Raw genomic sequence first — 13,327 nt, 5'->3', positions numbered from 1 at the left:
GCCCTACTTGAGCTGTGACGCGGTGTAGTAACCCTGGTCCACCAGCACCTGGGTGTTGGACTTGTCGATGCTGACCGGGTTGAGCAGATAGGTCGGCACGACCTTCTTGCCGTTGTCGTACGACTTGGTGTCGTTGATCGGGGCCTTGCCGCCGGTCAGCTCCGCCTTGGCTATTTGCACGGTCGCCTTCGCCAGCTTGCGCAGGTCCTTGTAGATGGTCTGCGTCTGCTGGCCCCGGATGATGGACTTCACGGAGGCCAGCTCCGCGTCCTGCCCGGTCACCACCGGGAACGGCTTGGCCTTCGTGCCGTAGCCGGCGCCCTTGAGCGCCGACAGGATGCCGATGGACATGCCGTCGTACGGCGAGAGGACGGCGTCGACGTCGTCGGTGCTGTACGACTTGTTGAGCAGGTCCTCCATGCGGTCCTGGGCGGCGCTCCCGCTCCACTTCTCGGTGTAGAGCTGGTTGAGGCTGGTCTGCTTGGAGCGGACGACCAGCTCGCCCTTGTCCATGTACGGCTTGAGCACGCTCATGGCGCCGTTGTAGAAGTACCGGGTGTTGTTGTCGTCCGAGGAGCCGGCGAACAGCTCGATGTTGAACGGGCCCTTGCGGCCCTTGGCCAGCCCCAGCTTGTCGACGATGTACTGGCCCTGGAGCCTGCCGACCTTCTCGTTGTCGAAGGTCGCGTAGTAGTCGACGTTCTTCGTGCCCAGGAGCAGCCGGTCGTAGGAGATCACCGGGATGTTGGCGTCATGGGCCTGCTTCAGGACGTCGTTGAGCGCTCCGCCGTTGATCGGCGCGATCACCAGCAGCCGGTGGCCCTTGGTGATCATGTTTTCGAGCTGGGCCACCTGGGTGCGGACGTCGTCCTCCCCGAACTGCAGGTCCGTCTTGTAGCCCGCCGCCTGGAACTGCTTGGCCACGTTGCGGCCGTCGGTGATCCACCGCTCGGAGGACTTGGTCGGCATCGCGATGCCGATCGTTCCTCCCTTTTCCTTGCTCTTGTACCGACTGCCACCGACCGCCTCCTGGCCACAGGCCGTGGCGGTCAGCGAGAGCGCGAGGAGGCCGGCGCCTATCGCCGCGACTCGTGCGCCTCTTACCGTACGCATGGTGATGGGGTCCTTCCCTGGGGCGTCATTGCTCAGGACTTCTGGGGTGCCGCGCCGGTGGCGGCGTCGGACGCGTCCGTGACGGGGAAGCGCCGCAGCGGCCCCGGCAACCGGGAGCCCAGCGGCGACAGCCCGCCGTCCGCGCCCAGCCGGGCGAGCAGATCGAGCACGAGCCGGCCGCGGCGCACCCGCTCGCGCGCGCTGTTCAGCGCCACGTCCCGCAGCTGCGCGCCGTAGGGGTAGATCCCCGGAGACTTGCTGAGCCCGAATTTCAGATAGATGGGGGCGCCTCGGCGGATCAACTCGGCCGCGTCGTAGAGCCGTACGTACCCTCCGAGGTCGTCCGGCGCCTCGATGTAGAAGTCCATCGGGGCACGCGAGACCCGGCGGATCTCGGTGAGGTGTTCCAGCGTCAGGTCCGAGGGGATGTTGATCGAGTCGGCGCCCAGCCGCTCGTACACCGCGAACGAGGCCGGGTTGACCGGGCCGATCAGCGCGGACAGCTTGAAGGTGGTGTCCGCGGGCAACTCACCGCGCTCGCGTAGCTGGTGCAGCAGCCACAGCACGCCCTCGTCGGCGACCAGCAGGCACTTCACCCCGAGCGAGGCTGCCCGCAGGGCGTCCTCCACGCATCCGGCGACCGCGTCGTGGCCGCGGGCCCGCAGGCCCCCGCCACCGGAGTCGGAGCGGGTGGCGCCGCCGATGTCCCAGGTGCCGCGCGGCCCGGTGAACAGGCACAGCTCGGCATTGCGCTCCGCGCAGGACTCCACCATCTCGGTGATCTCGGCGTCGGTGAGCATCCACACGCCGCTGCCCTGGCTGATCCGGTGGATCGGTACGTCGAGCCGCCCGGCCTCCTTGAACACGGTGGCCAGCGCCTCCGGGCCCTCGACGGACGGGATCTCGGTGCGCCAGGTGCCACCGTCGGGGAAGGAGTGTGCGGAGGCGTCGGCGGGGTCGGGCGCGGGGGCCGCGTGGCCGAGCGGGGCGAGGGCGGCGTCGGCGGGACGGCGGGGGCCGGAGGGAAGGGCTGAGGCGGCGGTCGTCACGGTGCTCCTTGTATCGCCGTAAGGACTAGGTGAAGCCCTCGTCTTTGAGGACCGTTCAGGTTTTGCGGGAGCGAGGGGGCTCCCCGGGAGATACCGAAAGGGGTCATGCGGGTCGCAGCAGCACCTTGCCCACCTTCGGATCACCGCTCCCCACCAGCTCGATGGCGGTGGCGAAGTCGGTGAGCGGCAGTTCGTGCGTCACCAGGGGCAGCAGCGTCAGCAGCCCCGCGTCGAAGACCCGCACCGCGTGCGCCCACGCGTCCGGCGCGGCCCCGAACACGGTCTGTACCTCGATCTGCCGGACGACCAGGTCGGTCGGGTCGAGCCCGTCCGCCGTGTCCGCCGCCGGGATGCCGGTGAGCACCAGCCGCCCGCCGCGGCGCAGCAGGGCGGCGGAGGTACGGGCGGCGGGGGCGGACCCGGCGGTCTCGATGACGATGTCGAAGCCGCCCCGGACGTCCTCCAGCCGATCGTTCGTGAGGAAGGCCGTGGCCCCGAAGGACAGCGACAGCTGCTCCCGGTCCGGCCGGGTCCCGACCACCAGCAGTTCGGCGGGGGAGACGGCGGCCAGGAACTGCACGGCGATCATGCCGAGCGTCCCGGTGCCCACCACCGCGACCCGCTGCCCGGGCTGCGCGTCGGCCTTGAGCGCGGCGGCGGCGATGCACGCGGCGGGCTCCAGCAGGGCGGCCGCGGTCAGATCGGCGTCGTCGGACAGCGGGTGCAGCAGCCGGGCGGGCAGGGTCAGGGTGGTGGCCATCGCCCCCGGCTGGGTGAAGCCGGTCTCCTCGTACCCCGCCGTGCACAGCGTGGTCTCCCCGGCGTGACAGCGGTCGCACACCTGGCAGTTGCGGAACCCCTCGCCGACGACCTTGCGGCCGAGGAGCGCTTCGGGCACGCCCGCGCCGACCGCCTCGACCGTCCCGGACCACTCGTGGCCGGGGGTGACGGGATACCGCACGTACCCCTTCGGCCGGTTCCCCTCGTACACCTCCCGGTCGCTGCCGCAGATCCCGGACGCGTGGACCCGCACCAGCGCGTCCCCGGGGCCGGGCCCGGCCGGGGCGGTGTCGATGAGGTGGAACGCGCCGGGCGCGTCGAGGACGAGCGCGGTCACCGCTTCGTGCCCTTCGGGTCCCGCTTCTCCCAGCCCTCGGCCCACAGGTCGAAACGGGCCTGCTGCTGCGGGAATTCGGCCGCCGCTTCGGTGTCCAGCTCGACGCCCAGGCCCGGCTCGTGCGACAGCTCGAAGTAGCCGTCCACGACCTGCGGCGCGCCCTTGACCACCTTCTTGATCTCCGCGTCGGCGAAGTCGTTGAAGTGCTCCAGGATCTTGAAGTTCGGGGTGCAGCCCGCGACCTGGAGGGAGGCGGCGGTCAGCACCGAGCCGCCGACGTTGTGCGGCGCGACCAGCACGTAGTGCGTCTCGGCGGTCGCGGCCAGCTTGCGGGTCTCCAGGATGCCGCCGATGTGGCCGACGTCCGGCTGGATGATGTCGACGGCCTGCGACTCGAACAGCTCGCGGAACTCGATCCGGTCGTGGATGCGCTCGCCCGTCGCGATGGGCAGGTTGGTCTTCTCCGCGACCTTCGCCAGCGCCTTCAGGTTCTCCGGCGGCACCGGCTCCTCCAGCCACGACGGCCGGAACCGCTCCAGCTCGCCCGCGATGCGCACGGCGGTGGACGGGCTGAACCGTCCGTGCATCTCCACCAGCAGCTCCGCGTCGGGCCCGATCGCGTCCCGCACCGCTTCGACCAGCGAGATCGAGTGCAGCGTCTCGGCGTGGTCCAGCTCGAAGTGGCCGGTGCCGAACGGGTCCAGCTTCAGGGCCCGGTAGCCGCGCTCGACGACGGTGGTGGCCGCCTTGTGGAACGCCTCGGGGGTGCGCTCGACCGTGTACCAGCCGTTCGCGTACGCCTTGACCTTGTCGGTCACCTTGCCGCCGAGCAGCTGCCAGACCGGCACCCCGAGCGCCTTGCCCTTGATGTCCCAACAGGCCATCTCGACACAGGCGATCCCGGACATCACGATCTCGCCCGCCCGGCCGTAGTCGCCGTACTTCATCCGGCGCACCAGGTCCTCCACCGCGAAGGGGTCCGACCCGGCGATGTGGTTCTTCTCCGCCTCGTGCAGATAGCCGAGGAGCGCATCGGTGTGGCCGAGCATGCGGGTCTCGCCGACGCCGGTGATGCCCTCATCGGTGTGGACCTGCACGTAGGTGAGATTGCGCCAGGGGGTGCCGACGACGTGCGTGCTGATTCCGGTGATGCGCAAGGCTCTGACCCTTCGCGGTGTTCGATATTTCGTCACTCGTTCGAAATCCTGGCGTGACGGTAATCACCGGGTGTAAGAGGTGTCAATGGTCCTGCGTCGAATGGTTATCGAACGCTGACCTCCCCGTCCCAGGGCCATCCGGCGGACGCGATCGGACCGGCGGTCAGATGAAGAGAGTACTGCGAACTGTCGTTCTGGGCGCGTGGGTTGCCCGCCCCCGGGGCGGCGGTCAACACGCCGTCGCGGGAACACCCGCCCAGCCGTATCGGACACGCCGCAGGCGGGTGACGTTCCCGCAGGTCGTACGGCGGCCCCGGTAGCTGTACCGGGAACCCGCCCGCTCACGGAGGTACGTATCCCATGCGCAACCGTCGCCGCTTCCTCGGTGCCGTCACCGGCCTGCTCATCGCCGTCCCCCTCACCCCCGCCGCCCACGCGGCCCCGTCCCCCGCCGTGCCGTCCGCCGGGGCCGCGGGGCTCCCCGGGATGCCGCAGACGGCGCAGCGGAGCCTGCCGCTGCCGTGGGGCGACAACGTCACCGTGGACCGCGTCGGATACGTGGGCAGCACCGGGACCGTCGCCCTGGCGGGGTCGTACCGCTGTCTGGGCGACGGCGTGAGCATCCCGCGCGCCGACATCCTCGTCACGCTCACCCAGGGCCAGGAGCGGCGGGGGATCGGGGGCGGTTCGGCGCTCTGCGACGGGCTGACGCACCGCTGGTCGGTGGAGGAGCCGTCGGCCGGGCGGTTCGTGCCGGGCCCGGCGTACGTGGAGAGCAGCCTGCTGCGGCTCGAGGTCCACCAGCAGCTCGTTCCGCTTCCGCGCACCGCGGCCGTGGGGGAGCGCGCGATCACGCTGGAGGCGCGCGAGATGTGAGACCCGCCCCCTGCTCTCGCGCATGAGCCCCTCCCCTACGGGGGATAACCCTCGTTTCCACCGCCTTTGTCACGGGCGGGCAGGAGAGGGGGAACGGGGACGATGACGACGGGGGACCCACAGGACCGCATCCCGGCGTATCCCGGGGTCGAGCGCTTCGTCGAGGCGTTCGACAAGCTGGTCATCCAGCAGCGGCGCAGCCGCAGCAGGGTGCCGGTGGTGCTGTTGACGGAAGAAGGCGCCGGGCGGGCCGGCCGGAGGATCGTGGGAGGGCTGCGGTCGCGGCTGCGCGGCCGCAGCGAGGTGCTGGCGCCGCACGCGTACGTACCGGCGCTCCCGCCCGGCGCCGATCCGCCACCGCTGGAGCTGTTCGAGCAGATCGCGCTGCAGCTGGCCGAGTCCATGCCGGTGGACACCGGGCAGCTGCGGCTGCCGGGCTACCGGCTGCTGCACTCGGTGGTCACGGCCCCGGCCATCGACGGGCCCGTCGAGCACCGCCACCGCGATCTGCGCAACCACTGCTACGACGAACACCGCCGCTGGTCGCGCACGGCCAACACGCTGTGGCGGATCGGCGGCCGGGACCAGGCCAGCGGCGGCTCGGTCGCGGAGCTGCTGTGGAACTTCGTGGCCGGGCCGCTGTGCCAGACCCTGCCGCGCTGGCTGTTCGGCATCCGGGCCTCCCGCCGGATGCTCGGCCGCGGCCGCCACCGCCGCTGGTACGCGGAGTGGGCGCGGCTGCAGCGCGGCACCCCGCCCACCGACTTCTTCCGCTCCGCGCTCGACCACGTCCCCGGCGGCGAGGGCAGCGACCCCGAGCGCCTGGACCGGGTGCTGATGCACGCGCTGCTCGCCGACCTGGACGGGGCGGTGCGCCGCCGCCGCTTCAACCCGTGGCGGATGCGCCGCACCACCCGGTTCGTGCTGCTCTTCGAGGAGGCCGGGGCGCTGGACTCGCGGGTGCAGCGCTTCTTGCGCGAACTGCGCTCCGCCGTCGAGGACCTGCGCTGTACGTCGGTGATCGCGATCGCGGCCGGGGCGCGTTCGCTGGCGTCCCGCATCCCGGACATCGAGGCCGCCGACCTGGCCCACGCGGGCGCCGAGCTGGAGCTGGTCGAGCGGCAGGGCATGCGGGCGGGCCAGCCCACCGGGATCGTGGTGCCGGTGAGCGAGGGCCCGGAGGACGACGAGCGGGCGTCGTACTGGCTCGGCCGCCGGCCCACCCTGGTCGCGCCGTCCCGCCGCTGGGGCCCGCGCACCGAGATCGCCGGGGTGGCGCTGATCGTGCTGATCGCGCTGGGGCTGGTGGCCGGCGGCGTCTACCGGCCCTACTGGGGCGGGGGCGACGACTCGTGCGCCGGTCAGACCTTCCTGGGCAAGGACGGCCAGTGCGTCGGGGTGACGACGGGCAAGCAGCGCTTCGCCCAGGGCACCAACGAGCGGCAGGTCAGCGAGGTGCTGGAGCAGATCGACCGGCAGAACGGCGACGTGGACGCCGCGATGCGCCGCCGCGAGGCGGCATCGCCGCGCTACCGCACCGTCGTCTACATCGGCCCGTTCAGCGGCGGCGCGGGCGCGGACGACCCGGTGCGCGGCGGCACCCTGCCCGAGCTGCGCGGGATCGCGCTCGCCCAGGCCCATGTCAACGCCCTGGCGCTGAGCTCGGAGGACCGGGTTCCGGTGCGGGTGCTGGTGGCCAACGCGGGCCATCTCTTCGAGGACGCCCCGGCCGTCGCCGACTCCATCGTCCAGCTGGCCCGGCGCGATCCGTCGATCGTCGTCGCCGTCGGCCTCGGCCAGAGCCGTGGCACCACGTACTCCGCGATCCGCAAGCTGGACGCGGCGGGCATCCCCATGATCGGCACCTCCGGCACGGCCGACTCCCTGCTCGCCCAGGGCCCGCACTACTACCAGCTCGCGCCCGTCGACTCCCGTGCCGCCCAGGTCATGGCGGCGTTCGTGCGGGAGGCGGCGATGGTGGCCCGGCCCGGCGGCGCCCCGGTGAAGGCGCGCCGGGTGATGCTGGTCGCCGATCCGAAGGATCCGTACAGCGCCGGGCTGGCCCGTTCGTTCCGCGCCGAATACCGGCAGGGCCCGGTCGAGACGCTGCTGCTGGGGACGGGCGGGGGCGCCACCGGGCCGGCCGGGCGGTCGTACGACACGATGGAGGACTTCGCTGAGCGGGTGTGCCGGGTGGCGGGCGGCGATGAGCCGGCGGGCGTCGTCTGGACGGCCCGCGGCAGCCAGTTCGTCACCTTCCTGTCCGAGTACGGCCGGATGGCCGACGGCTGCCCGGCCGTCAGCGTGCTCGGCGGAGACGACGTCACCAACGCGCTCCTGCTGGGCCAGAACCCCTGGACGATCTTCCAGGGGCTGAACCTGTACTACGTCTCGCACGGCGAGCCGTCGCGCGTCCGGGCGAAGAGCGCCCAGGCGTATCTGCGGGCGTACGACGCGCAGTACGGCCGCGAACGCGGGGCGCTGGCCCGGGCGATGCGGCTCGACGGGCACTCCCCGATGGCCTGGGACGCCCTGTGCTATCTGTCCCAGGCCATCGACGAGGCCTGGGTGGGCAGCGGGAAGCGGGACGGGCGGCTGGACCGGGCGCTGGTGCAGGCGGTGCTCTACCAGGGCCTGGGCAGCAGCGGTTTCAACGGGGCGACCGGCCGGATCGACGCCCATGGCGTGGCCGGGGGCGGGCGGCTGACCGCCGACAAGCTGGTGGCCATCCTGCACGGCACGCCCGAGGGCGCCCCGCGGTCCGCGCTGCTGTGCGGGGCGGTCACCGCGACGGACATCCGCAAGAAGTGGGGGCCGGGGGACCGGTACACCTGCCCGGCTCCCGCCGACTGACGCTACGTCGTCTCGTCCTCGTCCCCCTGCCGCAGCAGGGAGACGAAGGCGCGGAAGAGGGCGGGCATGTCCACCGCGTCCGGATCGTGCAGCCACTGGAACTGCAGCCCGTCCAGCACCGCGACCAGCAGCGGCGCGGCGCTCTCGGGGGTGAGCCCGCCGGGCAGCCGGTCGCCGCACTCGCGGCGCAGGGTGTCCGCCATGTCGGCGCGCACCCGGTCGTAGCGGCGGGTGAACCAGTCGCGCGCGGGGTGGCCTTGAGTGACGCTCTCGCCCAGCAGCGCGGAGAAGGTCTGCACGATGCCGGGGCGCATCGCGTTGTACTCCACCAGGGAGGCGAGCAGTTCCAGCGGCCAGGCGCCGCCGCCGTCGCGGCGCGCGGCGCCGGTGTCCCACTGGTCGCGCTCGGCCAGCACGGCGATGAGCAGGGCGTCCTTGGTGGGGAAGTAGTGCAGCAGCCCCTGCTGGGTGAGCCCGGCGCGCTCGGCCACCGCGCTCAGGGTGGCGCCTCGGTAGCCGCGCTCGGCGATGACTTCGAGGGCGCAGCGGACGATCTCCGCGCGCCGCTCCTGCCCGCGCCGGGTCGGCGCGTCGTCGCCCAGCTTCTCCAGCTTCTCCATGGGAGTACCGTAGAGCAGGTTCTGTAACGAAACAATAACGGTACCTACCTGAATACAGGTAAACGGGTCCAGGATGGCCCCGACGACGGACCCGTTGAGGAGGCCGAGCCATGGCAGATGCGAGCGGTGCGGGCATGAGCGACGCGGGCGTGAGCGGTGTTGTCGAGAAGGCGCTCGGCGCCCTCGACCTGGAGACCAAGACCCGGCTGCTCGCCGGGCAGGACATGTGGTCCCTGCCCGCCGTCCCCGCCATCGGGCTGCGCTCCCTGGTGATGTCGGACGGCCCGATCGGCGTCCGGGGCGTCCACTGGACCGCCGACGACCCGTCCATCGCCCTGCCCAGTCCCACCGCCCTCGCCGCCACCTGGGACCCCGCCCTGGCCCGCCGCGCGGGGCGGCTGCTGGCCCAGGAGGCGCGGCGCAAGGGGGTGGACGTGCTGCTCGCCCCGACCGTCAATCTGCACCGTTCGCCGCTGGGCGGCCGCCACTTCGAGGCGTACAGCGAGGATCCGTATCTCACCGGCGCGATCGGCACCGGCTATGTGCGCGGCGTCCAGGACGGCGGGGTGGGCACCACCGTCAAGCACTTCGTCGCCAACGACGCGGAGACCGAGCGCTTCACCGTCGACAACCAGGTGGGCGCGCGGGCGCTGCGCGAGCTGTATCTCGCGCCCTTCGAAGCCATCGTCAAGGACGCCCGCCCGTGGGGGGTGATGGCCGCCTACAACGGGGTCAACGGCGCCACGATGACCGAGCACCGCGCCCTGCAGCAGGGCGTGCTGCGCGGCGAGTGGGGGTTCGACGGCTTCATCGTCTCCGACTGGACGGCCGCCCGTGACACCGCCGGGGCCCTGGCGGGCGGGCTGGACGTCGCCATGCCAGGACCGCAGACCGTCTACGGGGAGGCGCTGGCCGCCGCCGTGCGCGACGGCCGGGTGGCCGAACGGGACGTCGACGACGCGGTGCGCCGGGTGCTGACCCTGGCCGCCCGGGTCGGCGCCCTGGACGGCGCGGAGCCCGCCGTCGCCCCCGCCGGCCGGCCCGGGCCGGTCGACGGCGACGCGCTCGCCCGCGAGATCGCCCGGCGCTCCTTCGTGCTCCTGCGGAACGAGCCGGCCGGGGAGGGCGAGGCGGCGGTGCTGCCGCTGCGGCCCGGCGGGCCCTCCGGCATACGGTCCCTGGCGCTCATCGGCGCCGCCGCGCGGGACGCCCGGGTGCTCGGCGGCGGCTCGGCGCTGGTCTTCCCCGATCATGTGGTCTCCCCGCTGGACGGGCTGCGCGCCGCGCTGCCCGCCGATGTCCGGCTGGGGTACGCCGTGGGCGCCGACCCCACCGACGAACTCGCCCCCGCCGCACAGGGCTTCGCGCTGCGCGCCGTCGTCCGGGACGGGAACGGGCGGGTGCTGGGCGAGTCCCGGCTGCCCAGCGGCCAGGTGCAGTGGCTCGGCGACTTCCCCGAGGGGGTCGCGTACGAGGAGCTGCACACCGTCGAGGTCACCGGCACCTTCACCCCGCGCGAGAGCGGCGCGCACTCCTTCGGCACCCGGGGGCTCGGTGGCTTCCGGCTGGTCGTCGGCGATGAGGTGCTGTTCGACGGGCACCAGGCCATGGAGGAGGCCGAGGACCCGTTCGAGGCCTTCTTCGGCTCGCCCGTGCCGCGCGGACAGGCCGAGCTGACGGCGGGCGAGGCGGTCGAGGTCAGCCTCACCAGCACGGTCGCCAAGTCGGACGAGGCGAACTGGCAGGCCGTCTGCTTCAGCTTGGTGCACCGCGCCCCGGAGCGCGATCCGCTGGAGCTGATCGAGGAGGCCGTCGCCGCGGCCGCCGAGGCCGACACCGCCGTTGTCGTGGTCGCGACCACGGAGAGCGTCGAGAGCGAGGGCTTCGACCGTACGGACCTGCGGCTGCCGGGCCGCCAGGACGAGCTGGTGCGCCGCGTCGCCGCCACCGGCACCCCGACCGTGGTGGTCGTCAACGCGGGCTCACCCGTGGAGATGCCCTGGCGCGAGGACGTCGCCGCGGTGCTCCTCGGCTGGTTCCCCGGCCAGGAGGCGGGCGCCGCCCTCGCGGACGTCCTCCTCGGCGCCGAGGAGCCCGGCGGCCGCCTCCCGACGACCTGGCCGGTCCGGCTGACGGACGCGCCGGTGAGCCAGGTGACGCCCAGCGGCGGCCAACTCTCCTACGACGAGGGCGTCTTCATCGGGTACCGGGCGTGGGAGCGGCGGAAGGGCGCCGCTCCGGCGTACTGGTTCGGACACGGCCTCGGGTACACCGACTGGGCGTACGAGGCGGTGGCCTTCACCCCCGCGGGTGATGCGGCGGGCGACGCGGCGAGCGATCTGGGCACGGTCACGGTCCGGGTGCGGAACGTGGGTTCCCGGCCGGGCCGGGAAGTGGTCCAGCTCTATCTGGCCCCGCCGCCCGGCGACTCCGAGGACCGCCCGGCCCGGTGCCTGACGGGCTTCGCGGCCGCGGAGGCCGGACCGGGGGAGACGGTGGAAGTGGCGATCCCGGTGCGGCGCCGCGCGGCGGAGATCTGGGACGAGGCGGCCGGCGCCTGGCGCCTCATCCCGGGCCCGTACACGGCGGAAGCGGGCCGCAGCGTGGCCGACCTCCGCCTCACGGCACCGGTGAGCGTGTCCTGACGAAGGTCACCCCCTAGGGACTGGTGATGCGGCGGTAGGCCATCGCGGCCAGCCGCTGCTGACCCGCCTTGCTGGGGTGGAACCAGTCCCACTTGCTCAACTCGCGCTCGGTGAAGCGATAGTTGTGCACCGCGTCGTCGTAGCGGCACAGCGGGTCCTTCCCGCATACGTCCTTCAGCACCCGGTTGTAGTCGTCCACCCGCTTGTCGACCTGCTGCCGCCGCTCCGTCGAGGCCGCGTCCATCGCGTCGGAGTCCTTCAGCATCGACGGGCAGATGCCCAGCTTCCAGATCTGCCGCCCCAGCACGTTCTTCCGCCCCTGCGACCACAGCCGCTTCAGATCCGGGACGCTCGCGACGTACACCTGCGTCCTCGGCACCTCGCGGCGCAGCCGGGTGAGGGCCGAGGCGAAGGTGGAGCGGAACTGGTCGGTGGGGGTCATGTCGGCGACGGAGTCCCGGCAGGCGTCGTTGGCGCCGATCATCACGGTCACCAGCTGCGGCTTGCGCGTGGCCGCCGCCTGCATCTGGCCGGGCAGATCGGCCATGAGCGCGCCGGTCTTGGCGTAGTTCCAGCTGCGGGCGCCCGAGCGGAGCCGCTGGGCGAGGCTGTTCACATCGGTGCCGGTGGACCAGGAGACCTTGGGGCAGTCGGAGAGCACCGAGCAGGCGTCGAAGCCGCGGGTGATGGAGTCGCCCAGGGAAGCGATGGAGCTGGGGCGGGTGTTCCACGCGGGGCCCTCGGCGTGGCTCTTGCCGCCGCGGCTCGGCCCGTTCCGGGAGGGGGCGTCGGAGCTGTCGAAACAGCCCGCCGTGCTCATGACCGCGGCCGCCGTGAGCAGGACGACACCGGTACGCACGGTGGTCCGCTGCTTCCGGCGTGGTGCGCTGGCCCGCATGGCTGTTCCCCCTCCGACTGTTGGGTGATATCTATCCGGTACCGACGGTACGTCACTCCTGTGGCCGGTCCGCGCGGTACGTTTTTCTTGTGGCAGTTGGGCAGCAGCCCAGCACCATGGAGCGCGTTGCGATACCGTCACATTACGTTGCGTCACATCCTGTCCCTTTTCTAGAGGATTCTGCCCGATAAATTTCACCGCAGGTAACCTCGGGACTGGTGCGAGGGTGATCATTAGGGCAGAATGTCGTGTGCTGTCCCGGGCGTGACCGGTACGGGCGCGAGGCCGCTGGGGAAGGCGCACCTCGAACCGCACAGGAGGCCCCGGTGACGACACGTGGAGTTCTGTATGTGCACTCCGCTCCGCGCGCGCTGTGCCCGCACGTCGAATGGGCCGTCGCGGGCGTACTCGGTGTGCGCGTCACCCTCGACTGGATCAAACAGCCCGCCGCCAACGGCACCTGGCGCGCCGAATTCTCCTGGCAGGGCCAGGTCGGCACGGCCTCCAAGCTGGCCTCCGCGCTGCGCGGCTGGCATCTGCTGCGCTTCGAGGTGACCGCCGAGCCCTGCGCCACCGCCGAGGGCGAGCGCTACAGCTCCACCCCCGAACTGGGCATCTTCCACGCCGTCACCGGCCTGCACGGCGACATCCTGATCCCCGAGGACCGGCTGCGCGCCGCGCTGGCCCGCTCCGCCCGGGGCGAGGGCGATCTGCAGGCCGAGATCGCCAAGCTGCTCGGCAAGCCGTGGGACGACGAGCTGGAGCCGTTCCGCTACGCGGGTGAGGGCGCCCCCGTCCGCTGGCTGCACCAGGTCGTCTGACCCAGGAGACACCCCCTCAGGGGGTGCCTTGCCGATCAGGCCGGGCTCCCGACGCCGCTGTGACATCAGCCGCTGGCGCGGCGGGCGGCACCTCGCGGCCCCGCGCTCGTCGCACGCAGCGCCGCTGCGCTCTCCTCACGCGGGTTGCGAGGCACCGCACCAGACGCCGCTCGCTGAT

Annotated in this window: 10 protein-coding genes; 4 read left to right on the top strand and 6 right to left on the bottom strand. The window is 72.4% G+C overall.

Annotated features, from left to right (window positions below):
• Window positions 1-3: 3 nt before the first annotated feature.
• From chvE to ABZ562_RS38755, 4 genes are all read right to left on the bottom strand, one after another.
• On the bottom strand, window positions 4-1,113 hold the full coding sequence (gene chvE / locus ABZ562_RS38770; protein WP_361489466.1) for a multiple monosaccharide ABC transporter substrate-binding protein: 1,110 nt from the start codon (window positions 1,111-1,113) through the stop codon (window positions 4-6).
• A 32-nt stretch (window positions 1,114-1,145) separates the two neighbouring features.
• On the bottom strand, window positions 1,146-2,162 hold the full coding sequence (locus ABZ562_RS38765; RefSeq protein WP_361489464.1) for a hypothetical protein: 1,017 nt from the start codon (window positions 2,160-2,162) through the stop codon (window positions 1,146-1,148).
• 103 nt (window positions 2,163-2,265) lie between these two features.
• A complete protein-coding gene (locus ABZ562_RS38760; RefSeq protein ID WP_361489461.1) occupies window positions 2,266-3,279 on the bottom strand; it encodes an alcohol dehydrogenase catalytic domain-containing protein in 1,014 nt (337 codons plus the stop codon).
• Complete coding sequence (locus ABZ562_RS38755; RefSeq protein ID WP_361489459.1) at window positions 3,276-4,436, bottom strand: mandelate racemase/muconate lactonizing enzyme family protein; 1,161 nt, start codon at window positions 4,434-4,436, stop codon at window positions 3,276-3,278. Before ABZ562_RS38755 ends, ABZ562_RS38760 begins: the two co-directional genes overlap by 4 nt.
• Before the next feature lie 360 nt (window positions 4,437-4,796).
• Between ABZ562_RS38755 and ABZ562_RS38750 the strand changes: the two genes are divergently transcribed.
• Together ABZ562_RS38750 and ABZ562_RS38745 are read left to right on the top strand one after the other, a co-directional pair.
• Entirely contained in the window at window positions 4,797-5,312 is a 516-nt protein-coding gene (locus ABZ562_RS38750) for a DUF6299 family protein (RefSeq protein ID WP_361489457.1), read from the top strand.
• Window positions 5,313-5,414: 102 nt separating this feature from the next.
• Entirely contained in the window at window positions 5,415-8,165 is a 2,751-nt protein-coding gene (locus ABZ562_RS38745) for an ABC transporter substrate-binding protein (RefSeq protein WP_361489455.1), read from the top strand.
• A 2-nt stretch (window positions 8,166-8,167) separates the two neighbouring features.
• Here ABZ562_RS38745 and ABZ562_RS38740 read toward each other — a convergent pair whose 3' ends face one another.
• Window positions 8,168-8,785, bottom strand: coding sequence for a TetR/AcrR family transcriptional regulator (locus ABZ562_RS38740; RefSeq protein ID WP_361489452.1), 618 nt, complete (start codon window positions 8,783-8,785; stop codon window positions 8,168-8,170).
• Between the two features lie 110 nt (window positions 8,786-8,895).
• Between ABZ562_RS38740 and ABZ562_RS38735 the strand changes: the two genes are divergently transcribed.
• Window positions 8,896-11,430, top strand: a complete 2,535-nt coding sequence (locus ABZ562_RS38735) for a glycoside hydrolase family 3 C-terminal domain-containing protein (protein ID WP_361489449.1) — start codon at window positions 8,896-8,898, stop codon at window positions 11,428-11,430.
• A gap of 13 nt (window positions 11,431-11,443) precedes the next feature.
• Here the strand turns inward: ABZ562_RS38735 and ABZ562_RS38730 are convergent, their stop codons facing one another.
• A complete protein-coding gene (locus ABZ562_RS38730; protein ID WP_361489446.1) occupies window positions 11,444-12,328 on the bottom strand; it encodes an SGNH/GDSL hydrolase family protein in 885 nt (294 codons plus the stop codon).
• A gap of 326 nt (window positions 12,329-12,654) precedes the next feature.
• Between ABZ562_RS38730 and ABZ562_RS38725 the strand changes: the two genes are divergently transcribed.
• Entirely contained in the window at window positions 12,655-13,149 is a 495-nt protein-coding gene (locus ABZ562_RS38725; RefSeq protein WP_361489443.1) for a DUF3145 domain-containing protein, read from the top strand.
• The last annotated feature ends 178 nt before the right edge of the window (window positions 13,150-13,327 follow it).

The sequence above is a fragment of the Streptomyces sp. NPDC019937 genome (assembly GCF_040631655.1).
Lineage (GTDB): Bacteria > Actinomycetota > Actinomycetes > Streptomycetales > Streptomycetaceae > Streptomyces.
This window is presented reverse-complemented; position numbering and strand designations above follow the sequence as displayed.